The sequence below is a fragment of the Belliella alkalica genome (genome assembly GCF_022549785.1).
Lineage (GTDB): Bacteria > Bacteroidota > Bacteroidia > Cytophagales > Cyclobacteriaceae > Belliella > Belliella alkalica.
On sequence record NZ_JAKZGO010000005.1, the window covers coordinates 16880 to 41087 of the forward strand.

At 37.4% G+C, this 24208-nt stretch carries 21 protein-coding genes; 5 read left to right on the forward strand and 16 right to left on the reverse strand.

The window, feature by feature from the left end; translation table 11 throughout:
* Positions 1 to 187: 187 nt before the first annotated feature.
* From MM213_RS07305 to MM213_RS07340, 8 genes are all read right to left on the reverse strand, one after another.
* Positions 188 to 1057, reverse strand: a complete 870-nt coding sequence (locus MM213_RS07305; RefSeq protein ID WP_241410907.1) for a nucleoside phosphorylase — start codon at positions 1055 to 1057, stop codon at positions 188 to 190.
* Positions 1050 to 2033, reverse strand: a complete 984-nt coding sequence (gene trhO / locus MM213_RS07310) for an oxygen-dependent tRNA uridine(34) hydroxylase TrhO (protein ID WP_241410909.1) — start codon at positions 2031 to 2033, stop codon at positions 1050 to 1052. Before trhO ends, MM213_RS07305 begins: the two co-directional genes overlap by 8 nt.
* 357 nt (positions 2034 to 2390) lie before the next feature.
* Positions 2391 to 3029, reverse strand: coding sequence for an acetyltransferase (locus tag MM213_RS07315; protein ID WP_241274081.1), 639 nt, complete (start codon positions 3027 to 3029; stop codon positions 2391 to 2393).
* A 55-nt stretch (positions 3030 to 3084) separates the two neighbouring features.
* Complete coding sequence (locus MM213_RS07320) at positions 3085 to 4380, reverse strand: DUF2851 family protein (protein WP_241410911.1); 1296 nt, start codon at positions 4378 to 4380, stop codon at positions 3085 to 3087.
* A gap of 82 nt (positions 4381 to 4462) precedes the next feature.
* Entirely contained in the window at positions 4463 to 5281 is an 819-nt protein-coding gene (pyrF, locus tag MM213_RS07325; RefSeq protein ID WP_241410913.1) for an orotidine-5'-phosphate decarboxylase, read from the reverse strand.
* A 72-nt stretch (positions 5282 to 5353) separates the two neighbouring features.
* Positions 5354 to 6013, reverse strand: a complete 660-nt coding sequence (lolA1, locus tag MM213_RS07330; RefSeq protein WP_241410915.1) for an outer membrane lipoprotein periplasmic chaperone LolA1 — start codon at positions 6011 to 6013, stop codon at positions 5354 to 5356.
* Between the two features lie 41 nt (positions 6014 to 6054).
* Positions 6055 to 8610: an FtsK/SpoIIIE family DNA translocase gene (locus MM213_RS07335; RefSeq protein ID WP_241410917.1), complete on the reverse strand. Its 2556-nt coding sequence runs from the start codon at positions 8608 to 8610 to the stop codon at positions 6055 to 6057.
* A gap of 60 nt (positions 8611 to 8670) precedes the next feature.
* Complete coding sequence (locus MM213_RS07340) at positions 8671 to 9714, reverse strand: quinone-dependent dihydroorotate dehydrogenase (protein ID WP_241410919.1); 1044 nt, start codon at positions 9712 to 9714, stop codon at positions 8671 to 8673.
* 467 nt (positions 9715 to 10181) lie between these two features.
* Between MM213_RS07340 and MM213_RS07345 the strand changes: the two genes are divergently transcribed.
* On the forward strand, positions 10182 to 10862 hold the full coding sequence (locus tag MM213_RS07345; protein ID WP_241410921.1) for a hypothetical protein: 681 nt from the start codon (positions 10182 to 10184) through the stop codon (positions 10860 to 10862).
* A 1-nt stretch (position 10863) separates the two neighbouring features.
* On the opposite strand, the gene xerD is transcribed toward MM213_RS07345, so the two are convergent.
* From xerD to MM213_RS07370, 5 genes are all read right to left on the reverse strand, one after another.
* Complete coding sequence (xerD, locus tag MM213_RS07350) at positions 10864 to 11766, reverse strand: site-specific tyrosine recombinase XerD (RefSeq protein ID WP_241410923.1); 903 nt, start codon at positions 11764 to 11766, stop codon at positions 10864 to 10866.
* Between the two features lie 100 nt (positions 11767 to 11866).
* Entirely contained in the window at positions 11867 to 12154 is a 288-nt protein-coding gene (locus MM213_RS07355) for a hypothetical protein (RefSeq protein ID WP_241410925.1), read from the reverse strand.
* 355 nt (positions 12155 to 12509) lie between these two features.
* Positions 12510 to 13133, reverse strand: a complete 624-nt coding sequence (locus MM213_RS07360) for a hypothetical protein (RefSeq protein ID WP_241410927.1) — start codon at positions 13131 to 13133, stop codon at positions 12510 to 12512.
* Between the two features lie 525 nt (positions 13134 to 13658).
* A complete protein-coding gene (locus MM213_RS07365; RefSeq protein WP_241410929.1) occupies positions 13659 to 14681 on the reverse strand; it encodes a PDDEXK nuclease domain-containing protein in 1023 nt (340 codons plus the stop codon).
* Between the two features lie 618 nt (positions 14682 to 15299).
* Positions 15300 to 15995, reverse strand: a complete 696-nt coding sequence (locus tag MM213_RS07370) for a hypothetical protein (RefSeq protein WP_241410931.1) — start codon at positions 15993 to 15995, stop codon at positions 15300 to 15302.
* A 526-nt stretch (positions 15996 to 16521) separates the two neighbouring features.
* On the opposite strand from MM213_RS07370, the gene aroQ reads away from it, so the two are divergent.
* The 4 genes from aroQ to MM213_RS07390 all read left to right on the forward strand — a co-directional run bounded on the left by aroQ (position 16522) and on the right by MM213_RS07390 (position 19558).
* Positions 16522 to 16941 carry a type II 3-dehydroquinate dehydratase gene (aroQ, locus tag MM213_RS07375; RefSeq protein ID WP_241410933.1) on the forward strand — a complete coding sequence of 140 codons (420 nt, stop codon included), beginning with the start codon at positions 16522 to 16524 and terminating at the stop codon, positions 16939 to 16941.
* 9 nt (positions 16942 to 16950) lie between these two features.
* Complete coding sequence (locus tag MM213_RS07380; RefSeq protein ID WP_241410935.1) at positions 16951 to 18009, forward strand: aminotransferase class V-fold PLP-dependent enzyme; 1059 nt, start codon at positions 16951 to 16953, stop codon at positions 18007 to 18009.
* Positions 18010 to 18016: 7 nt separating this feature from the next.
* A complete protein-coding gene (locus MM213_RS07385) occupies positions 18017 to 18598 on the forward strand; it encodes a MarC family protein (protein WP_241274060.1) in 582 nt (193 codons plus the stop codon).
* Positions 18599 to 18850: 252 nt separating this feature from the next.
* The gene (locus tag MM213_RS07390) at positions 18851 to 19558 is read left to right on the forward strand and encodes a DNA alkylation repair protein (RefSeq protein WP_241410937.1); all 708 of its coding nucleotides are present in this window, start codon (positions 18851 to 18853) and stop codon (positions 19556 to 19558) included.
* 336 nt (positions 19559 to 19894) lie between these two features.
* Here MM213_RS07390 and MM213_RS07395 read toward each other — a convergent pair whose 3' ends face one another.
* The 3 genes from MM213_RS07395 to MM213_RS07405 all read right to left on the reverse strand — a co-directional run bounded on the left by MM213_RS07395 (position 19895) and on the right by MM213_RS07405 (position 24071).
* Positions 19895 to 21790, reverse strand: a complete 1896-nt coding sequence (locus MM213_RS07395; RefSeq protein ID WP_241410939.1) for an ABC-F family ATP-binding cassette domain-containing protein — start codon at positions 21788 to 21790, stop codon at positions 19895 to 19897.
* A gap of 85 nt (positions 21791 to 21875) precedes the next feature.
* Positions 21876 to 22193 (reverse strand): hypothetical protein, encoded by a 318-nt coding sequence (locus tag MM213_RS07400; protein WP_241410941.1) that lies wholly within the window; start codon positions 22191 to 22193, stop codon positions 21876 to 21878.
* Between the two features lie 87 nt (positions 22194 to 22280).
* A complete protein-coding gene (locus MM213_RS07405; RefSeq protein WP_241410942.1) occupies positions 22281 to 24071 on the reverse strand; it encodes an ABC transporter ATP-binding protein in 1791 nt (596 codons plus the stop codon).
* Between the last annotated feature and the right edge of the window lie 137 nt (positions 24072 to 24208).

Consider the following 24208-nt stretch of genomic DNA (forward strand, 5'->3'; position numbering starts at 1 on the left):
GCAAAAAAAACATTTAGTAATTGTTCAAAAAGGAGGCAGTAATTGAATCCTCCAATAAAAATCATGCTGATAATAGTTACTAACCGATTGTTTTGCTTAGGATCAGTTAAGTTAAAATATATCACCCAGCTTGAATACTGGTGAAAAATCGAATATCCACAAAACATTGTTAATTTAAGATAGCCAATCAATGACCAGCTATCTTATTTAATGTATGCCTAATCAAATCATCTACAATATCATAAGAGTTTGAAGCAAACTCATGTGTAATCCTGTTTGCCACAATGGCATTGAGGCTTAACACTTCATGACCAAGCAATCTTCCCATTGCATAATAACCTGAGGTTTCCATTTCGAAGTTGGTGATCTTGAAACCTTCCAAATCAATCGATGATAATTTTTCAATAATATCGGGAATAGCTGGCTTCACTCTAACTTCTCTTCCCTGTGGTCCAAAAAACCCTGGGCAAGTTGCTGTATTACCTTTGATCAATTCTGCTCCAATCTTTTCCAATAGCACTTTTGAACCTTCAATACAATAAGGAACAAATGGTAAATTCAAAGTCTTTTGAACAGTTTGTGCCACTTTTTTCTCCAAATCAGAATACTCAGCATTATAAAAAGCCATCAAAGTATCTAAACCAATTCCATAGGCAGAGGCTAAAAGTGAACCTGCCAGGATATCACTTTGCATACTTCCTGATGTCCCGACTCTGATAATATCAAGGCTTGTGTGCTTTTCTTTAGGAAATCGGGTTTTCAAGTCAACATTCACCAGCGCATCAAGTTCTGTCATGAATATCTCAATGTTGTCAGTACCCATTCCTGTACTAATAGCCGTAATCCTTTTGCCTTTATAAGTACCAGTATGGGTTACAAACTCTCTTTTGGAGGTTTTGAACTCTACTTGGTCAAAATATTGGGAAACTTTCTCTACCCGATCTGGGTCACCTACAGCTATAACAGTTGAAGCCAGATGTTCTGGCTTCAAATTAAGGTGATATATACTCCCATCGGCATTGATGATCAATTCAGATTCAGGAATGCGCTTAGTCATGTATCTCTAATTTAGTTTTATCCTTTTTATCTTTACGAATTAGTCCTTTGTAAGGATTGTATCCATTGGTGTTTTTTTGATAATATCCAGTCCCATCATAAGGACGCTTCTCTGGATGCTCCTTACATTCGGTAGAGCAAGCCCCGTCTAGCTCCCAACCGCATTTTTCACAGATCGGCAAATGCTCATTGCATTTTGGATTGGCACAGTTCACCATTCGATCACACTTCTCGCCGCAAACATGACACTCTGATACAACAGTAGGATTTACCTTGTTTATATCTACAGCTATTCTGTTATCAAAGACGTAACATTTCCCCTCAAAATCTTCACCTCCAGCTTCCATCCCGTACTTGATGATCCCTCCATGAAGTTGATATACATCTTCAAAACCTTGATCCAGCAAAAAGGCTGAAGCTTTTTCACATTTGATCCCTCCTGTACAATAGGTCAAGACTTTCTTTCCTTTGAGATGTTCCAACTCTTTGACTTTTTCCGGGAAATCCCTGAAATTATCAATATCCAGTGTAATGGCATTCTTGAATCTACCAAGTTCATGTTCGTAATTAGACCTTACATCCAAAATGACCACATCTTCTTGATCTTTTAAAGCTTTGAATTCCTCAGGTGCCAGATGTTTCCCTGTTTTCACTTTCGGATCAATATGCCTCAAGCTACTGTGAACTATCTCAGGCTTTACCCTCACATGAATTTTGGTAAATGCATGATTATCATGATCCTCTACCTTAAACTCAGTTTTGGCAAATCGGGCATCACTGTGAATGTAATCCATGTACTTTTTGCAGTCTTCCTTGAGCCCTGAGACAGTTCCATTCAAGCCTTCGGAAGAAATAATTATCCTTCCTCGGATATTGTTTTCAATACAGAACAAATGATGTTCTTCTCTGTATGCTTCTGTATCCTCGATATCAGCATAGCAGTAATAAAGCAAAATACTATAGTCTTTGTTTTCCATAACTAGAGCCTTGTTTCCGACAAGGTGTTTTGGTTTTTAAGTAAGAAATTAATTATTATGATTATCCGAAATGACAGCTGTTAGTGAATTTTCACATAGAATCATTCGGGTGATCGTTTTTCGTTATCAGTCGATTTGTTATCAGTACACGTATTGATTGGTAATAAATTATATTGTTTGGCTACTGGCAAGAAAGGGAATACTTGTATTAAAGGTAATTTGATCTTGTCATCAATAATCAAAACACGTAATGACTAAATTGTTTTTTTGGGATTTTAATGATTAACGTTTAACATTTATCGCTTGTCATCCCAAATATTAACTTGTTCGATCAAAGCCTCTTCAAATTACTCAAACTCACTTTTTGATAGGTGCAGCTGGATTTCCAAATACTGTATCATTTGCTTTCACATCAGAAATCACTACCGAACCTGCTCCGATTCTTGCATTTTTCCCAATAGTAATCCCAGATACTACCACTACTCCAGAACCTATGAATGCCCCTTCCTCAACAGTCACGTTGGAGTTAAGGATTGCTCCAGCTCCAAGTTGGACGAAATCAGCTAGTTTAGAACCATGATCCACAATCGCTCCAGAATGCAAAATACAGTGACTGCCAATAGTAGCACCTGTCCCGACATTTACTTTCGCATTGAAGAAATTACCATGACCTATGGCCGCATCTGTAGATATATACGCAGTGTTGTGTATGGCATTCACTGGCTGGACTTTTCGGTTATCATTGAGCATTTTAACCAAAAACTGTCTGTATTTATTGTCATCAACTGCTACAAATGCTTCACACTTTTTCCCAATCAACTTCAAGAAGCCTTCATCCTCAGGATTTCCCAATATAGGAACTACATTGATTTCTTGACCATGCAATTTTTCATCCTCATCCAAAAACCCATAGACAACCACTTTATTGCTATTGAAAATTTCCAATGCAGGGTGCGCTATCCCTTTTGCTCCTAAAATTATTACAGGTTTTTCCATTATGCTTTTACGTTTGGATTGCAAAAGTACGGCTAATTGAGGTTTTTAGCAAAAATCATTTTCTGCCAGGCTTTAGAAGATTTTGTCCAACTTTGCACTCTAAGCACTTTTTCTGACTACAATAATTCTGAAACTGCCCTATCATCCCTTGGGATTCGAAGGCATTGTTTGCTTTCCAATCGCAATCTCTAAATTTTCTGATGATAAAATTCTCTTCAGAATCAATTTCCTGTAAAAGGTCAAAGCACCTTTCCTGCCAGCTACTATCTTGAATGTATTTTCCATATGCAAACCATAGAGGAACTACAAAATTGATCATCAACAAATTAAGGGTCTGTGCGCTCAGTGATCTAGAAAGCCTTTTATTGGTTGGTTTATTAATTTGATAATGATGCTGCCAATACTCAGGCACTTTGATGTCAAATACTTTTTTGAACTCACCAAAATTCCTTGCATCATTCAGAACCGTGGACAAAAGACTAGGATTTTTGGAAATTATCTCAGCAAGTTGCACAAGCCGCAGCGAAGGAAAATTCCCTGGCCTTACACCCATAAATTTCCACTCCGAAAAATTAACAGGAAGCAGTAAACCGTACTTTTTCTGATAAAAATCATATTCCCTAAAGAGCACATCTCCATAATCATCTCTTTGCTGATTAGGAATCATTCCTGCTTGGCCTAACAACAACGCTTGGATAATGATCGTATTTCCACTATGCTTTTTTAGGATTTTAAATGGAATTTTGGTTGAAAGCCTGAGCATAGCATCACTATTTGTCTTGAAACCAAATGCTGACATCAGCCAACGGAAGCAGGTTTCTTCCCAATCCTTGTTGGTATCATCTAGTAATTTGAAAATCAGTCTTGCTTTACCTTCTAGTCGCTCTACCAATGATTTTTCCAAGGAAGAAAAACGAATGATATCTGGAATCTCTCCCAATCCCGAAGCACAAATCAAAGCCCCTTTGCCACTCACCAAACGTTCATAATTCCGGACGACATCAAGTAAAATTTTTCCCTTCAAAACCAAAGTAGGAATAACTGTACCATCATTTCTCAATATCGGTCTATCATCTTCCCAAACCACATGAAGAATCACACTGTTGTACCTAGGATCGACATCATGTTCGTGGTTTTTCCAGTCGGAAGACTTGCGATGCACCTCCACATGACCAAAGTATTTCATCTCACCTATTTGAATCTGTGCTTCCAAAAAATCAGGGCCTTCATGAAAATTATGATAGCCAATTTTAAGAATTGACAGAGCGCTTCCGTCTGTCGTATTTAAATTATTTTTATCAAAATATTGGTATTTCCATACCGTCTGCAGAAAGTTTTCCTGAAAATCCATCTTTAAAAATTTTATATAAAACAATAATTCCAGTCACTAAAACTGATTAAAAATAAGCTAAAAAATTCTCTTTTGAAAATTTCTATCCACAATACTCCTCAAGCAAGTCAGCCATCTCTTTTTGGAGTTTTTCAGCTTCTTGTCTTGCCTTTTCTGCAAAATCCTCACCTTTCCCTGCGTAAATTATCCCTCTTGATGAATTGACCAAAAGTCCACAGGAGGCATTCATTCCATACTTAGCGACTTCTTTCAGACTTCCTCCTTGTGCACCTACTCCAGGTACTAAGAAAAAATGATCAGGAACAATCTTCCTGACTTCTGCTATCAGCTCTCCTCTTGTAGCGCCAACTACATACATCATATTATCTGTATTTCCCCAAACTTGGCTTTTTTCCAAAACTTCATGAAATAATGGCTTTCCTGACTTTGATTCTATAAGTTGAAAATCTGAACTCCCACCATTTGAGGTCAATGCCAACAGGATTACCCACTTGTTTTTGAATTCCAAAAACGGCTGCACACTATCTATCCCCATGTATGGTGCTACGGTAATAGAGTCAAAATCCATGGTTTCAAAAAATGCCTTTGCATACAATCCAGAAGTATTTCCTATATCCCCTCTTTTTGCATCTGCAATTGTAAAAACATCGCTTGGAATATATTCAAGAGTCTTTTGCAAACTTTCCCAGCCTTTTGGGCCAAGTGCTTCATAAAATGCAATGTTTGGTTTATAGGCTACTGCAAAATCTGCTGTCGCATCAATAATCTGCTTGTTGAATTCAAAAATCGGATCCTCAAGTTTTAGAAGGCTACTGGGTATTTTGGAGAGGTCAGCGTCCAATCCGACACATAAAAAAGATGATTTACGTTTAATTTGTTGAAATAATTCTGCCTTGTTCATGCCTTTGCTGGGTTTGGGCAAAAATAGGGATTTTTGAACAGAAAAAAATAAAAAATGCGCTAAGTGTATTTCTTAGCGCAAGTCAATTATTTCTATTTTTCCATGTTTCTGTGGATCAAACACAAAGTAACTATCAGCTAACTTTACTTTCGTGTCCACGGATTTAAATTGATATTTCAATTTACCTCCTTGATCATCAAGTATTTCCCAACCTACTAGATCTTTTTTATTTTTATCAACAAAAAGAGTCACTTTTTTGAAAGGTTGTCCTGGTTTTTCTGCTTTCAACTCAACTTCTTGGACTACTTGTCCATTGACAGTCTTCTCGCCAAGCAATTTGTAGTTATAACCTTTTTTATATATGGTGTAAACGGAAGAAGGCTTCAGTTCATCATCCATTTCACCGGCAGAATTGATAGTGACCTCTTTATAATTTCCAGAATTGATAAAAGTCCAAATCGTTTTGCCATTGTTGAAGATCTCTTGGCCTTGATCAGGTAACACAAGGTGATATTTATCTCCTTTAATTGCTATTTCTCCTTTTTGGCTTTGTGGAGATGACTCCCCTTCCATTCCAAAAGAATACTCAAATGTAGCCTTCAGCCCCTCTAGCGCAAGATACTTCTCACTGACTGCGTCGAGTATCGCTTTGGCGTTTGAATCTTTTTGTGCTGATGATGTTCCAGAAATCCCGGCAACCAACAGTATAACTACTATAATTTTTCTTAACATGATATTGTCTTATTCTCTTATTTGAACCTAATCTTTAGGTTTTATAAGCTACTCAACAACCGTTCCAAACTTGCCTCGTCCTGGATTAGAACTTCTCTCGCTTTACTCCCTTCAAAAGCCCCAACAACTCCTGCAGCTTCCAATTGATCGATAATCCTACCTGCTCTATTATACCCAAGCTTTAATTTCCTCTGAATCAAGGATGTACTTCCTTGCTGATGCATCACGATCAACCTTGCCGCATCGTCGAAAAGTGGATCTCTATCTGCTAAGTCAACATCCAAATTACTTCCGTCACCTTCTTCACCAACAAACTCTGGAAGTAAATATGCATCTGGGTAACCTTTTTGCTCTCCAATCCAATCACAAATCGCATCTACTTCTGGGGTATCCAAAAATGCACACTGTAACCTGGTCATTTCTGAACCAGTGGAAAGCAGCATATCTCCCATACCGATCAACTGATCTGCCCCTCCTGCATCGAGGATTGTCCTACTGTCAATTTTGGATGTAACCCTGAATGAAAGCCTTGCTGGAAAGTTTGCCTTGATGATACCTGTAATTACATTTACCGAAGGTCTTTGTGTTGCTACTACCAAGTGAATCCCAATAGCCCTTGCCAATTGCGCTAATCTTGCAATAGGCGCTTCAATTTCCTTCCCAGCAGTCATCATCAAATCGGCCAATTCATCTATAACCAAGACGATATAAGGCATGAATTTATGACCTTTCTCAGGATTAAGCTTTCTGGCTACAAATTTCGCATTATACTCTTTCAAATTTCTACAACCTGCATCTTTCAACAAATCATAGCGATTGTCCATTTCAATACAAAGTGAATTTAAGGTATAAATTACTTTCTTGGTATCTGTGATAATCGCCTCCTCTGCTCCTGGAAGCTTCGCCAAGAAATGTCTCTCAATTTTGTTGAATAGTGTTAACTCAACTTTTTTCGGATCCACCAAAACAAATTTGAGTTGTGACGGGTGCTTTTTATAAACCAAAGAGGCCAAAATCATATTTAAACCTACGGACTTTCCTTGTCCTGTTGCTCCCGCCATTAGTAAGTGAGGCATTTTAGCCAAATCCATCACAAATACTTCATTGGAAATCGTCTTTCCAAGGGCAACAGGTAAGTCTTTGTCGCTATGCATAAACTTCTCTGTACCCAACACTGCCCTAGCTGGAACCAACTCTCTGTTTTTATTCGGAACTTCAATCCCGATAGTCCCTTTACCAGGAATCGGGGCTATTATCCTAATTCCCAAAGCCGCCAAACTCAATGCTATATCATCCTCAAGATTTTTGATCTTCGAAATTTTCACTCCAGGATCAGGAACGATTTCATACAAAGTTACCGTAGGCCCTATTGTAGCTTTGATTTCTTGGATTCCAATTTTGAAATTCACAAGCGTTTCTACAATCTTGTTTTTGTTTTCCTCAAGTTCTTGACGAGATACAGTGACTTTTTTGACATCGTATTCATTCAAAAGATCGAGTGTCGGGTATTGGTAGGATGGCAAATCCAAAGTTGGATCATAAGGATCTAAATTTGAGACTTCTTCTGCTGTTTTTTCCTCCCCAGCAGTAGCAACGGAAAATCGCTTCTCCATAGGTTCATCCAATTCGAGTTCTGACTCGTCTGGCAAATCTTCTGCACCCTCAATCTTGAAGTCAAGCTCTGGCGATATTTTCTTATCTTCTTTTACATCTTTATTGATTGTCCAAGAACTCCCATCATCGACAACTTCATCTTCTAACGGTTCATCTTCTGCCGTCAAGTCCGCTGATCCATACATCGCCTTGAACTTATCATTGATGTCTGTTTCTTCCTCTTGAGAAATCAAATCTTCATCAAGATCATCAATAAATTCTTCTTCATCGGCATCAATGCTATGTTTGGCATTTTTGATTGCATCATTATCACTTGTATCACTATCCTCAGAACTAGCCTGTCCATTCGAAAACCAGTTTAGCTGATCTATATTAAAAAAGAAAACGACAAAGATCAGCAATGCACCTGCCACCAAGGCAATGGTGCCCCAACCAAGAAAATCATTTCCCAACTTACCCAATTCATAGCCGAAACCTCCACTAAGGTTATTCAAAGCAGAATATCCTTCGGTCAACTGCACGATATATCCAGTTAGCAAACCTATCCAAAAGGTGAAAAACAATGCAAAAATACTGTAGCGTGTAAGTGAAAAAATTGTGTACTTAAATGTCAACCTTACTCCGAGTAATATCAAAAAAGGTGGTAATAGAAATGCTGCTATACCAAACCATCTCTTGATAAACAATTCGGCAAGATATGCACCAAAATAACCCTGCCAATTTTTTGTTTGGGTGGCATTTTCCCTAACACCAGCGTCCAACTCAGTAAGCGTGCTCTGATCGGCTTCTCCGGTAAACAAATAGCTTGTAAAAGCAAAAAACATTACCAAACCAAAGACTATCATCACTATACCGATAGTGATGGGAATCTTTTTATCTTTCATGAATTCAAAGGAAAAGTTTTTGGCAGGCTTTGCTCCAGCTTTTTCCCTAGCTTCATTTTTCTTTCTAAAAGTATTTGTTTTGGGGGTCGATGACGCCATATTTTGAACTTGTCAATCTATTAATGAAAATGATTAAATCGAAATATACAGAATTCTAATTTATTGATCTCGGAAATGTGACGAAAGTCCCTTTTTGATTTTCTTGATCATACTTGGACCTTCATAAATCATCCCCGAATATACCTGAACCAAACTTGCTCCTGCTTCAAGTTTTTCGATCGCATCCGCAGCTGTGACTATGCCACCAACTCCAATTATTGGAAAAGACTTGTTTGACTTTTGGGACAAATATCTGATAACTTCAGTACTCCTCTTAGCCAAAACTTTGCCACTAACTCCACCTGCGCCTATGGATGCTACTAATGAAGGATCTGTCTTCAATTTACTCCTATCTATGGTGGTATTTGTGGCTATGACGCCAGCTATCTTTGTCTCTTGCACAATCTCTACAATATCGTCCAATTGTCCATCTGTAAGATCAGGGGCGATTTTTAGCAAGATTGGTTTTGGAAAGTCTTTTTTGTCATTGGCTTCTTTTACAGCAAGCAATAATTTTTTTAAAGGCTCCTTTTCTTGCAAATCCCTCAGATTAGGAGTGTTTGGAGAACTTACATTCACCACAAAATAATCCACATAAGGATGCAATGCTTCCAAACAGATCAAATAATCATCTACAGCATTTTCGTTTGGCGTCAGCTTATTTTTTCCAATGTTGCCACCTATTATCACATCAGATTTTCTTTTCTTCAAGCGCTCCACAGCTTCCTTTACTCCGCCATTATTGAAGCCCATTCTATTGATCAAAGCTTCATCCTCCGGAAGCCTGAACAGCCTTGGTTGTGGATTACCCTCTTGAGGCTTTGGGGTCAAAGTGCCGATTTCTATAAACCCAAAACCTAACATGGCCATTTCATCTATCAACTTGGCATCCTTATCAAAGCCAGCTGCCAAACCGACTGGATTTTTGAATTTCAATCCAAAAACCTCCCTTTCCAAATTTGGAGCTTCGAAGGAAAATTGCTCTTTGACAAACTGCTTAACAATTGGCAAATTGAAAGTGCTTTTGATCAAAGAAAAGGTGAAATGATGCGCTGATTCAGGCTTTTTCTGAAAAAGAATCGGTTTTATAAGGGATTTGTACACTGCTCGAAGATTATTGCTGCCGCTAAATTACAGTTTTTAAAAATCTTTTGCGAAGCAAATGTTAAATTCCATATAAATTAATGTGATTATCCGCTATGACACCAGTATGTGATTTTATCACAAATAATCTTGCGGATAATTGTCAACTGTCGACAGCTAACGGCCCACAGCGCTTCAAATATACTATTTTAGATTATTTTAAGTGGCTACTGGTGTAAAAGCGGATATACATATAAATTAATATGATTATCCGCTATGGCACTTGGAACTATATAAAAATACTGGTTCAAGCGGATAATCGTCGACTGTCCACCGTCAATGGCCAACAGATTGGAAAGATTTCATTCTAGACGTATTCATCATGGCTTGTGGTAAGAAATGGTATGTAAATTAATAGCAAACGAACTAACCTTCTCTTATTATTTACCGTAAAAAAGTAAAACTTTCCATCTCTAAATACCATAAGCATGAAGAATTTACTCTGTGGAATAATACTTTTACTCACTACATCACTCACTGCATTTTCTCAGGAAGGCTTCGGAGGAATAAATTTCAACGCTGGCATTCCAACTGGTGATTTTAATTCTGAGGTTGCCAATATTGTTTTTCCCTCAATAAGTATAAATGGTCTATATAAAATTCCTAAAACTCCAATTTATGTCGGTGGTGAATTTGGCTATGGAAGATATGGGACAGAAATGACCCGAAGCAGCAATATCATCAATGGTACAGAACAAAGTTTCCGGATCAGAAGAAATAACAATGCCGTCAATCTTACTGGAGTAGTGAGAGTAATGCCTGAGACAAGTTTCTTGGTAAGGCCCTTTGTAGAAGGTCAATTTGGAGGGATTCATACTTACACAAGATCCAGAGTTAGAGAAAACAGAATATCGGAACCCATTTCTTCAGGGACTGAAGTTTATGATTGGGCAACAATCTATCAGCTTGGAGGTGGGCTGATGATTCCTTTAGGAAAAGGAAATGATACGTTTATTGAATTGAAAGTAAATTATGTCCAAACTGGAAATATGAATATCCTGACAAAAAATGACGCTAGCTACAATGATCAAGGAAATGTAACTTTAAGTCCAAGAAACACCGCTTTCCAATTGATCCAACCAAGTATTGGGGTGAAATTTGAGTTTTAGTCTATTTTCTTGGATGAAATTCATTCAGCACTTGCCTCAAATAATCACGGTCAAGATGGGTATAGATTTCTGTGGTGGTGATACTTTCATGTCCCAACATTTCCTGCACAGCCCTTAGATCGGCGCCGCCTTCTATCAGATGCGTTGCAAAGCTGTGACGAAAAGTGTGCGGACTTACATTTTTCTTCAAACCTATAGCCTCCACTTGTTTTTTGATGATCAAAAAAATCATCACTCTGGTCAATTTCTTACCTCTTCGATTCAGAAATACAAATTCTTCATGTCCTTTGGCGATGGATTGGTGAACACGAAACTGCTCCAAATAAATTTTCAAGTACTTCAAGGCATCCCTGCCTACAGGAACCAGCCGCTCTTTGTTTCCTTTTCCAATTACCCGCAAAAAACCAATATCGGCATACACATTTCCAATCTTAAGATCTGTCAATTCGGAAACTCGTAAACCACTGCAATACAAAATCTCCAACATGGCTCTATTCCTATGCCCTTCTGGTAGCCCCAACTCTATCCCATCCAATATCTGACTGATTTCATGATAACTCAACGTATCTGGCAATTTTCTCCCAAGCTTTGGCGCCTCGAGCAATTGCGCCGGATCTTCGTGAATCAAATCTTCATACATCAAAAATTTATAAAACGCTTTGATTCCAGAGATGATTCTTGCTTGGGTATATTCGGAAATTTCAAGCTCAGCAAGTCCATTGACAAAATAGCGAAGATGCTCTAGCTGCACATGGAGCGGATTCACCAAGGGAAAGTTATTTTCCATATAACGGATCAACTTCTCCATATCCTGTTGATATGCCAAAATGGAGTTTTTGCTCAAAGACCTTTCGAGTTTGAGATAATGCTGAAATTGCTTGAGATAGGAAGTCCAGGTGGACATGTTTGAGTTTGATTATTTATTGGACAGGTAAATAAGCATAAATCTGTCAACTTACACAAATGATTAAGTTTAGCACTGCCCTCCCTTTTACAAGTTGATTTCAGCGACGATATTTATTAATTATATCATTAAGTCTTTTTGAATCATTTTCATCAATACCTTTCAAGTCAAAATCATAAGTAATTCCATCATACTTATAAATTGTCAGCATATTGCCTTCCAATTTCGAACTTTTAATGTCTTTAAATGAAAGTGATTTTCCCCGGAAAGGTTTTATTCTGATTACAACTCCCTTTTTATTCCATTGGACATAATTTTTGAACCAAAACATTCTTGAAAAATAAATGGTCATCAACAAAAATCCTAGTGCACTAATTCTTCTTTTCAAATTCAATTATTTCAAAAAAACCGAAAAGTAAACACAACAAGGAAACTATTATAGTTGAAATAAAAAACCAATTAAACTGTAGGTTGTCGAATTTAATTCTTTTCATAGTTATGTTTTTAAGTTTTGCGTATATGATTTATGGTGGTTTTCGAAGCTCTTTCTTGTCTGCTTGCACCACACTTACTTAAATGAATTACCACTATCCCCACCATAAGTGATAACTCTACTGTGCCAAGTTTTTCTCTTTCCTTCAATGTCCATGTCCGTCATCTTCAGCCATTAATTTTTCATAGGATTCGGTCAACAGTATACTTAATCGTTCGTTATGACTGTCAATTTCAGATTTAAGGTTCTTTTATAGTTTTTTGTTGTATTCGTTCTTTGGGTGTGGTCCATCGAACATGAATCGGAAGACACTTTTAATCTCTTTGTCAGAGAATGTTGAAAGTACTTTACAAGCATTTTCGGTGTCTTGTATAAGTCTGTTTGCAAAATCAAAAGCTTCTCTAATATTGTCGGCTTCCCACATTCCCCCAATGTTTATTCTAACGTATTTGTCATAGTAAGTTGAGTCTGGAATGGATTCCAACTTACTGAAATACTGAATCACATTTTCTCCTTTTGGAAAATCATATAAAGGTGCTGCTCCATTTTCATCGTCGTGACCAAAAACAGCCTCCATTCCTTTGAACGAGTCCGGAAAGGAACAAAAAAACTTTTGTTCCCACAAAATTCGATTTGATGAACTCGAATCTTTAGCTTTTTCCATAAATGCAAATATCGAGTCTGCTTGTTGTTTTGCTGAATTGAAGTAAATGCCGGTGCAGTTCACTTCCTCAGTTTTATGGTCTTTCTTGGCAGTCTCAATTTCAGTAGTTGTCTTTGTTTGCTTGTCAGCCTGTTTTGTATTGTCAGTTTTATCAGATTGACCACAAAAAGTCAAAACGATTAATGTCGATATGATTACTAGTCTTTTCATTTTTTCAAATTTAAACAAAACGGCAAACTCTCGTTAAGCTGTACAGATTATGAAAAAGCCCCTACTAATTTTAGTTCAAATCATTTATACCTGGCCCGCCGGATGGCGGAAATCCCTCTAAAATTAGGGAATTTAGTTGTAATAGTTTTTTGACCCTCAAATTATTTCCATGAACCATATTCAGGGAATAGACCGACTCCAACTAACTTTTTCGAGTTTGGATGAATTGATAGATACGGAAAACTCAATAAGGATTATTGATGCCTTCATTGATAAACCTGATCTTGACTTGCTCGGATTCATTTCCAGACCAAGTAAACTAGATAAAGATCAAAAACTAAAAAACACTTCTCAAAACCCACCAATCAGCATACTATTCCACCTAGCAAACCCTTCACCCTGCGGATGTACGCCGCGGCACAGCCACTTAATTCGAAGAATTTCGGACCCACGGTAGATTTTCACATCAATCATGGCTTACCTATAGGGATCGGTACGAAAAGCTTTTGGCTAGTAGGCTAAATGTTAGCGGCTACTAGGACTATCATCTTCGTCTAAGAGTTTGTTTAGTTCGTTCTCAAGTTGTTTTTTGTCTGGCAAATAAAGTTGATATTTGCTTATAAAAAGTTGGTTACTTATACTCTCGGTCGCATACTCTACCAAAACATGGTCTTTAGCTGCTCCTAAAACTATTCCGATTGGTTCGTTATCACCCTCGGTGCTAACTTCTTTCTTGAAATAATTCAGATACAAGTTCATCTGTCCGACGTCTTGATGTGTTACTTCTCCACGTTTCAAGTCAATCAGCACAAAGCATTTTAATATACGGTGATAGAAAACCAAGTCAACAAAAAAGTGCTTTCCACTGATTGAAATTCGGTATTGTCTTTTTTCAAACGTAAAACCTTTACCAAGTTCCAATAAGAAGTGTTGAAGATTTGAAATCAGTTTTTCTTCCAACTCACTTTCTAAAAATTGATGGCTTTCTGGGATATTCAAGAACTCCAAAACGTAAGGGTCTTTAAGAATATCGTCTGCCTTTTGAATTTCTTGTCCCTGTTCTGAAAGTTCCAATACTCCTTTCTTGTCTTTACTCAATGCCAAGCGATGAAACAGCATACTTTTTATTTGGCGTTTAAGTTCTCTTACACTCCAGTTTTCTTTCTCGGCTTGTTTGACGTAGAAGTTGATTTCAAGTTCATTGTCGGAACGCAAAATCTCAAAATAATGGCTCCAACTCAATACGTTAGACAGTGTCTCCCTCTTTGGGAAGTTCAAATACAGCTTCCTCATATACAATAGGTTAGACCTGCTAAACCCCTTTCCGTAAAGCCGTGTCAAGTCTTTGGAAAGTTGTTCAAAGAGAAAAGTCCCATACTCAGCTTTTTCTTTACCACCCTGCTCAAATTCAACGATGTGCCTGCCTATATACCAATAAGTTTGAACTAAAATTATATTTATAGATTTGGCAACTTGCTCTCTCCCTTTTTGAAGAAGTCCACCAATTTGGCTTATTAAGTCAGTATATTTTGATTGTTCAATATCCATTTCGTCAAAGGTAAAAAATTGATAATGAAAACGGTCTTGTTACATACAGATTTCTCTCTGTTGAAGTGTCGCTCACTGCTTACTGCTAATAGGGTCAAGCATGGGAATTCCACCTCACCTTCTCACTAAACTCCCGAAAATCGAGAAAAGCTATGCGTGAGACTGTCGCCTCACACTGCCAGCTCCGATGCATCAAGGGCTTATTATGCTTTTAATACGCTTAGATTCTAATTTACCTAAGGTTGAACCAATTTTCAATATTAATATAAAAAACAAAAACCTTTCAAACCAAATCCAGCCCCTTCCTGACATGTATTCAGGATCTAAGAAAACAATGGTTGGGTCCAAGACATCTCTAAAGCAGAATACCCCAATTTTGGGTAGGGGCTTTTATGCCTTTTCCATAGGGATTGGTCAAATAATAGTAGAAATCGTAACTAATGAAAAATAATTAAAACCATAAAAAGAGTACTAATACACCTAGCAAACACTTCACCCTCCAGTTGTCAGTCAACAGCCACTAGCAAAAGCCCTGATAGATTTTTTTTCCTATCAGGGCTTTTTTCAAAGGGCTTTTCTCTAGTGGGCTAAATGTTATGAGCTGCCCTTCTTCTGTTTTTATTCTCCCGTGTCAAAATGTTCACGTTTTACTTTTGATTTATCTTTCTTAATTAGTCTTATATAGTCGTTGTCAAGTTTAAAGTGGTCAGTTTCTGTCCAATTCCAACTTTCACCCATTGGCATATTAATACCACTTGCACTAAACCAAACAGAGATATTATTTCCCTTAACTATCAATGTTATTTCGTCAAATGTATTTTGGCTACTTGCTGTGTATGGGGTGGTCGGGCAATTGTAATCAAATTCTTCTAAAACCTTCTTGTCATTCTTAAACCATTTTCGTAAGAATCCTAAGTGCCTGTCTGAACATTGATAACCCAAATTTAATGCGGTTAATATTTTACATTTTAAATTACTTCTGTCGTCTTTGTATTCTCCGTCCCATTTACATTCACTCCCAATATAAGTTCCAACGTAACCTAATACTGCAATTTCAGGTTCAGTAAGTGTCTTACATAGTTCTTCGTTTATAACAATTGTATTGAAGGTGTCTTTTAATTCTTCGTCATATTTGTCCTCACGCCATAAAAACTTTTCAATCTTGTCTGTTAGTTTGAAGTTCTTTACTGAATTATTTTCTTCAGTCTTAGGAATAGAGTCAGAAATAACAACATCGTTTTTGTCAGAGTTGCTATTTGGCTGTCCGCAAGAGGCAAGAAAAACTAATATAAATATGTATAAGTATTTTGTCATTGTTGTCGTCTGTTAGGGTTGCCTATAACTTCAATATACCCGATACAACTTTCGCTTAGCAAGCTTCAATATAGGAAAATAAGCGAATGATATACTCTGAAATTTTATAGGGTTATCTCTCAATCATCAAACCTACCAATTCCCCATTAAAGAAAAAATACCAACTACAGGGTATATTTGACAATCTTCAACCTTTTTTTTATTCAAAAAATTAATTTCCCTTTTTCAAAAACGTAGCTTCTAACGAGGAGAAACTCTTCGGGAATTTATCCAAAATCGAATTCTTAATTTTACTGCCACGTTTGAAGGTAAAAATCCGCTTTTTACTTTTTACTATTTTCAGTTTGCTTTTTGGTTTTAAACGGATTCAATCCATACATCCAGCACATAAATCCAAGGAAAACCAAAGAGCCAACGAAAATAACTAATCCCCCTACTCACAAAGTTTAATTCTCCTTTATTTATGTTATCTCTTATTAATCAAATAACTTTGCCCAATAATACAAACCACTAACCATTCGCCATTTTGAAAATCATCATTATCAACGGTCCAAATCTCAATCTTCTCGGAAAAAGAGAGCCGGAAATCTATGGAAATCAATCTTTTGAGGATTACTTCCTTACGCTTAAAAGCAAATATCCTGAGTTAGAATTGAGTTATTTCCAAAGCAATGTAGAAGGAGAAATCATCAACAAAATCCATGAAGTGGGTTTTGAATGTGATGCTATCCTACTCAATGCCGGCGGATATACCCACACTTCTGTTGCTATATCTGATGCCATCGCTGGAGTCAGTACTCCTGTCTTGGAAGTCCATATCTCCAATATCTACAAAAGGGAGGAGTTTAGACACAAAAGTATCATCACAAAAGAGTGTGTAGGAATGATCTCCGGACTTGGACTTAGAGGATATGAACTTGGATTGCAATACTTTCTCACAACCTAACCTACCATCATGACGACTACATTTTCACCGGGACCTTCTAAGGTCTATGAAGCATTGCCAAAATACCTGCAAGATGCTTATGAATCAGGAATCCTAAGTGCAAGCCATAGAGGTGCTGCCTTTATGAATCTATATAAAGAAACTGAAACATTGATGCAGGAAAAACTTCATGTTCCTGCTGATTATAAATTGCTATTCACTTCTTCGGCCACTGAAAACTGGGAAATCATCACCCAATCGATCGTACAAGGAGCGAGTTATCACATATTCTCAGGTTCATTTGGAAAAAAATGGTTTGAATATGCAAAGCACATTAATGCAAAAACAGAATCATTAAAGATCAGCGCAAATGACACCATCGATGTGGAAAATCTGCAAATAGATAATGATTTTGATGTAATTGCAATTACCCAAAATGAAACATCAAATGCTACCCAAGTAAAGAATGAAACGATAGCTGCAATCGTGGAGAAGTTTCCCGAAAAGATGATTGCTGTCGATACAACTTCTTCCATGGGTGGAATCGAACTGGATTTTAGCTTGGCTGATATATGGTATGCATCTGTTCAGAAATGCTTTGGCTTGCCAGCAGGACTTGGTGTATTGATCGTATCACCGAAGGCTATTGAGAAAGCAAAAGACAAAGGTGAAAGAGGCAGATACAACAGCCTGAATTTTATGTTGGAAAATGCGGACAATTACCAAACCCACTATACGCCCAATGTTTTGGGGATTTATTTGTTGAACAGGGTTTTGAAAGACATGCCAGAAATCCAGCACATAGATCAAATCACCAAAGAGCGTATGCAGAAGTTGGAATATACTGTTGCCATGACGAGCAAAATGAAGCTTTTGGTAGAGAATGAAGAAAGCAGAAGCTCGACGGTTTTGGCGATATCAGGATCAGAGGAGTTCATCACTTCTGTCAAAAAAGCTGCTGAAAAAGAAGGTATGCAAATGGGAGGTGGTTATGGTCCTTTGAAACCAACCAGTTTCAGAATCGCAAACTTCCCAGCGATCACTGAAGCGGAATTTGAAAAATTGATTTCATTTATAAAGCAATATTAAATCAGCAATGTTCGATTTCAAAGAAATACTTTCGGTCACCTTGATCCTATTTTCGGTCATTGATATCTTGGGTTCTATTCCCATAGTGATCAATCTGAGAAAAAAGGTTGGACATATCGAGTCCGAAAAAGCTACGCTAGCCGCGGGATTATTGATGATCCTATTCCTGTTTCTCGGTAAATCCATCCTCAACCTTTTCGGGATTGGGGTAGAGGACTTTGCGATAGCGGGAGCTTTGATCATTTTTGCCTTGGGTGCTGAGATGATCCTTGGAATCGAACTCTTCAAACCTGATCCAGACGCAAGTGGTGGTGCGTCTATTGTACCAATCGCTTTCCCTTTGATCGCGGGTGCGGGTACACTTACGACTATTTTGACATTGAAAGCTGAGTTTGCTCAAATCAACATCGGAATTGGAATCGTCATAAACTTAATCATTGTCTATGTAGTCCTGAAAAGCACAACATGGCTAGAGCGCAAACTTGGAAAAACCGGTTTGGATGTATTGAGAAGGATCTTTGGGATTATACTCTTATCCATTGCTATTAAAATATTTAAATCCGCGTTGTTTTCAGGGGAAATGATATAGACGATGGTCAATGAAAGATAGTCAACGGTTACACTAGTGATCTTGCCTGAATTTGGTTTACACATTAGTGGCTAGTGCTAGGTTTGGTTTCTTAACTAAACAACATTGAATTATGTATAGCTACTAGTATCAAGTCAAATATCCACCTACGAGTTAATATTCCTTCTTGATTACTTTCGGAGCAAAGAGACAAAAAGAGTTGGCTTTGCGGCCCTGCGTGATACTAAACCTACAATACCTTTAAAAATCTCGATGAAACTCACAGCACAAATTGTATCGGACTTAAAAGAAGTTGCTTTACCTGAAAAGGCTGAATTCTTCCCTAACTTTTTCAAAACAGGAAAAGGACAATATGCTGAAGGTGATTTATTTTTGGGCGTAACAGTCCCTTTTCAACGAAAAATTGCCAAGACCTATTGGAAAGATATCAATGCATCAGAACTTCAGGAACTGATTCATTCTCCTTTTCACGAAGTGAGACTGACGAGTATTTTTATGCTTGTGCTGAAATATGAAAAATCAAAGTCCATTATTGAAAAAGAAAAGTGGGTCGGTTTTTACCTAAAAAACAAAGCAGGTGTGAATAATTGGGATCTCGTGGATAGTTCTGCTTTTCAAATTTTAGGTGCATGGCTTTTTGACAAAAACAGAGATTTACTGTTCGAGCTCGCTCATGCCAACAATCTCTGGGATCAGAGGATTTCAATAATGAGTACTTTTTATTTTATCAAAAGGAATGATTTTCAGACGACTCTTCAACTGGCAGAAATACTTCTCAACCATCCTCATGACCTTATCCATAAAGCCGTAGGTTGGATGCTGAGGGAAATCGGCAACAGGGATCTTGAAACTGCAAGAGATTTTGTCTTAAAATATATTGACAAAATGCCTCGTACAATGCTTCGCTATGCTATTGAAAAGTATGAAGAAGATGACAGGAAAATGATTCTCTCGCTCTAGTCATTTCGACCAAAGGGAGAAATCTCAAACTGTGATTTTACCAGAAATCGAAATTCGAAAACCCCTAAATCTCTGCGCCCACTGCACCTCCACGGTCAATTTTTACCGCAAAGGCGCAAAGAACGCAAAGCGAATAGACACACTTTACTAATTATATCACAGCGCTCTACATTATTCATGCATTATTTAGCTGAAATAATTAGCCTAAATTTATATTTGCTAAACAACTAACTATTTAACATTTCAACTTTAAAACCTTTCAAATTGCCTTTAGAAGACCAAAAGAAATCTTGCCGAATGATTTAGAAAACAAAACCGAACGTACAATTCCCTAATTTATTCAATCCCCTCCAACTCGCTCAATTCCAACCATCTCAACTCCAAAGATTCAACTTCATTATCAATCTCCTGAATTCTATTGGACCAATCCATTAATTTTTGGTGATCTTCAGTACCAATAGTTATCAAGTCCACGATCTTGGCTTTCTCAGAATTCAATGTTTCTATTTTCTTTGTCAATTCCTCAAATTCCTTCTTTTCTTTGAAACTAGCTTTCGGCTTTGATTCATTTGAAGTACTGGAAACCTGTTCCTTTTTCTCTTCTTTTACTGGCTTTTCGTCTTTTTGCAAGAGCTTGGTTTCTTTTTCCCACTCTCTGAAATCGGTATAGTTCCCAGGGAAATCTTTGATCTGACCTTCTCCTTCAAAAACGAAAAGGTGATCAACCAACCTGTCCATAAAATACCTATCGTGTGATACGATGATCAAACAGCCCGGGAAATTATCCAAGAATTCTTCTAGTGTGTTCAAAGTCACGATATCCAAATCATTGGTTGGTTCATCGAGGATCAGGAAATTAGGACTCTTGATCAAGATCATCAATAGCTGCAATCTCCTTCTTTCCCCACCACTTAGTTTGGAAACAGGGGTATGCTGTTGCTTTGGTGGAAAACCGAATTTATTCAAAAATTGAGCAACTGTGATCGTTGCTCCACCAGCTACTGTTACTACTTCTGCTACTTCCTTTACGATATCAAGAATTCTCTTTTCTTCATCAAAAGAGCCTTCTTCTTGCCTATAGTATCCAAAAGCTGTCGTCTGACCAATGCCTACTTTTCCACTGTCAGGCTCCAAAGCACCTGTAATCATGTTCAAAAATGTGGTCTTCCCAGCTCCATTTGGACCTACAATCCCGATTTTATCCCCTTTCTTAAATGTGTAACTGAAATTCTCTACAATCTTTTTGTCATCATAAGATTTGTTCAGTTTCTCGATCTCTATGATCTTGTTCCCCAATCTTTGTGAAGTGACAGAAAGCTCGATCTCTCTTTCCTCTCTTTTGTTGAATGCTTTCTCTTTGGTTTCTTCGAAGGCATCCACTCTATATTTTGCTTTTGTACTTCTGGCTTTTGGCTGTCTTCTGATCCAGTCCAACTCTTTTTTGTACAAGCTTTTTGCTTTGTCCAATTCTGTAGCTTCGATTTCTCTTCTTTCTGCTTTTTTCTCTAAGAAATAGCCATAATTACCCATATATCGATGGATACTGCCATTGTCCAATTCAAGGATCTGATTCGTCACTTTTTCCAAAAAGTACCTATCGTGAGTCACCATGAACAAAGCAAGATTGGCTTTGGAAAGATATTCTTCCAACCACTCAATGGTCTCTAAATCCAAATGGTTGGTCGGTTCATCAAGTAGAAGTAAATCTGGTTTCTCCAAAATGGCTTTTGCCAATGCAACACGTTTTCTCTGTCCACCACTGAGATTCCCTACAGAAATATCCGTGTCATGCAGTCCCAATTTCCCCAACACTTCCTTTACCTGATACTCAAAGTCCCAAGCTTCAAGCTGATCCATCTTTTCAAAAATAGTCTGCAACAGATCTGAATTATCCATTCCATTTTCAGAATCCAGCATCGCTTTATGATAATCCTCAATCACTTTGAGTGTCTCATTGCTGCTTCCATCAAAAATAGTTTGATAAATACTCAATTCACCCGAAAAAACAGGGTTTTGATGCACATAAGCTACTTTTACTTGTTGATTGATGGCGACTTGGCCAGAATCAGGGACTTCTATCCCCATGATGATTTTCATCAAAGTGGACTTTCCTGCACCATTGATACCGACTAATGCTACTTTTTGTCCTTGATCAAGGCCAAATGATATGTTTTGAAAAAGTTTACGCTCGCCAAATGACTTGCTGAGATTTTCTACAGATAGGTAATTCATGCCGCAAAGATAGGGGAATTAAATATTGTAGGAATAATTTTCTCTGATTATCCACAAAACAGTACGATTGTTAAAAATTATTTATTCAATCCTTTCTAAACAATGTATTGAAAGCCTCTCCTAGCTGTTTAAAAGCATTTATAAAGTGTCTCTTAGACTTTTTCAAATTAGGCTCCATTTCAGATTTCTTTTCTTGGTACAGCTTTTCTGCTTTTTCCCTACCCTTTTGGAATTCCTGCGAAATAGTGGTTTCCTTGTCCTTCAGCTCTTTTATTTTTTTCTCTATTTCGACTTTTGCATCACCACTTACTTCTGCAGCTTTTTCTATCAACTGTTCTATTTTGGAACCAATATCCTGTAGAATATTTTCCACCTCTTCAAAGCTATTCTTTTTGGCAGTCATAAGTTTGTCTGTTTATTTTTCATCCCAATTTACAAATGATATCTAAAAATAATAGAATTTGAAGTAAATCCATAAACTTATAAAAGCTTATTCTTCAACAATTTCATTATTTTGGGTCTGTTTTTCATACAGTTCTGCATAGACACCTTTCTTTTCCATTAAGAAATCATGGGTTCCTTGTTCGACCAGCTTACCATCATCAAGAACGATGATTTTATCAGCAAGCTTGGCTGAGGACACCCTATGGGAAATAATAATGGAAGTTCTATCCACCATTATTTTCTTGAGTGCATTGAGGATTGAGTTCTCTGTTTTGGTGTCCACAGCAGATAGACAATCATCCAAAAGCAAAATACTTGGCTCCTTGGCAATAGCCCTTGCGATTGACACTCTTTGCTTTTGACCACCTGACAGCGTAATTCCACGCTCGCCTAATTTGGTATCAAATCCTTTGGGGAAATCAATGATGTTTGCATACACATCTGCATCTTTCGCCGCTTTCTCTACGATACCTTCTGGGATTTCATCTAATCCAAAACCAATATTGTTTGCTATGGTGTCACTGAAAAGAAAAACATCCTGTGGAACAAACCCAATTTGTTTCCTTAAGGAAGCGATATCGTACGTTTCGATTTTACGATCATCGATGCTAATCTGCCCTTCAGACACATCATACATGCGCATTAGAAGATTTGCGATCGTTGATTTTCCTGAGCCGGTTGTCCCAATGATGGCTAAACTCTCTCCTGACTGTATGCTGAAAGAAACATTTTGCAAGGCTTTGATACCTGAATCTGGATAGATAAAAGATACATTTTCTACCTTGATGTCTCCTTTTATGAAAGTATCCAGTCTTTCGGTACTTAATATTTCATTCTTTTCGTCCATGAATTCATTGATCCTGGTCTGCGAAGCTGCTGCTCGCTGGATGATACTTGTCACCCAACCTAATGATGTCACAGGCCAAGTAAGCATGTTGACATAAAGGATAAATTCAGCAATCACACCATAACCTATAGTCCCGTCGATCACTTGCATACCTCCTATATAAACAGTCAGGATTGTGCTAATTCCAATCAAAGCAAGAATCAATGGATAAAAAAGCGATTGCACCAATGTAAGACGGATCGACTTATCTTTATAATCTTCACTTGCTTTCCTAAAATCATTCGCACTATCATCTTCTCTCACGAATGCCTTTAATACCCGAATTCCTGAAAAAGACTCTTGTACAAAAGTGCTCAATCCAGACAAACTCCTTTGTATTTTTTCGGAGCGCTCGTTTATAAGATTATTGACAAAATAAATACTGATGGATAGCACCGGAAGTGGTAAAAGAGAATATATAGTAAGTTCTACATTGACACTAAGCATATAACCTATCACCAATGGGAAAAGCACTATTAAATTCAATCCATACATAATAGCAGGACCAAGATACATTCTCACTCTACTGACATCCTCGGTGATTCTAGCCATAAGGTCACCTGTACTATTTTTCCTGTAAAAGCTGAGGGGTAGTTTTTGATAATGGTCAAAAATTTCATTTTTCATATCAAATTCCACCAATCTGGAAAAGATTATAATGGTCTGACGAATAAGAAAAAGGAAAAAACCTCTAAGAAGTGCCATGACAAGTATCAGCACTCCAAAAATAAAAATGAATTTTAGGAAGGATGATCGGGCAAAAACACTCAAGTCTCCTTCACTAAATACCTGATAATAAGCAAAACTCTCAACAACATAATCTATTGCAATTCTGACTAGTTGGGCAGGAATAATTACAAATATGTTGGAAATGATAGTAAATAAGATTCCCAACAAGAGGTAACCCTTATATTTTAACAAATATTTATTTAAGCGCCAAAGTGGTTTCACGAAATAAAAACTTTTAAATCTCTTGATTAGTTTTATTTAACTCTTTTAATTGCATTGGTAAAGCCCGAGAAAAATATATAATTTTGCACCGGAGTTTTACGTCACATCAATCCCAAATATAACACAATATAAATTTC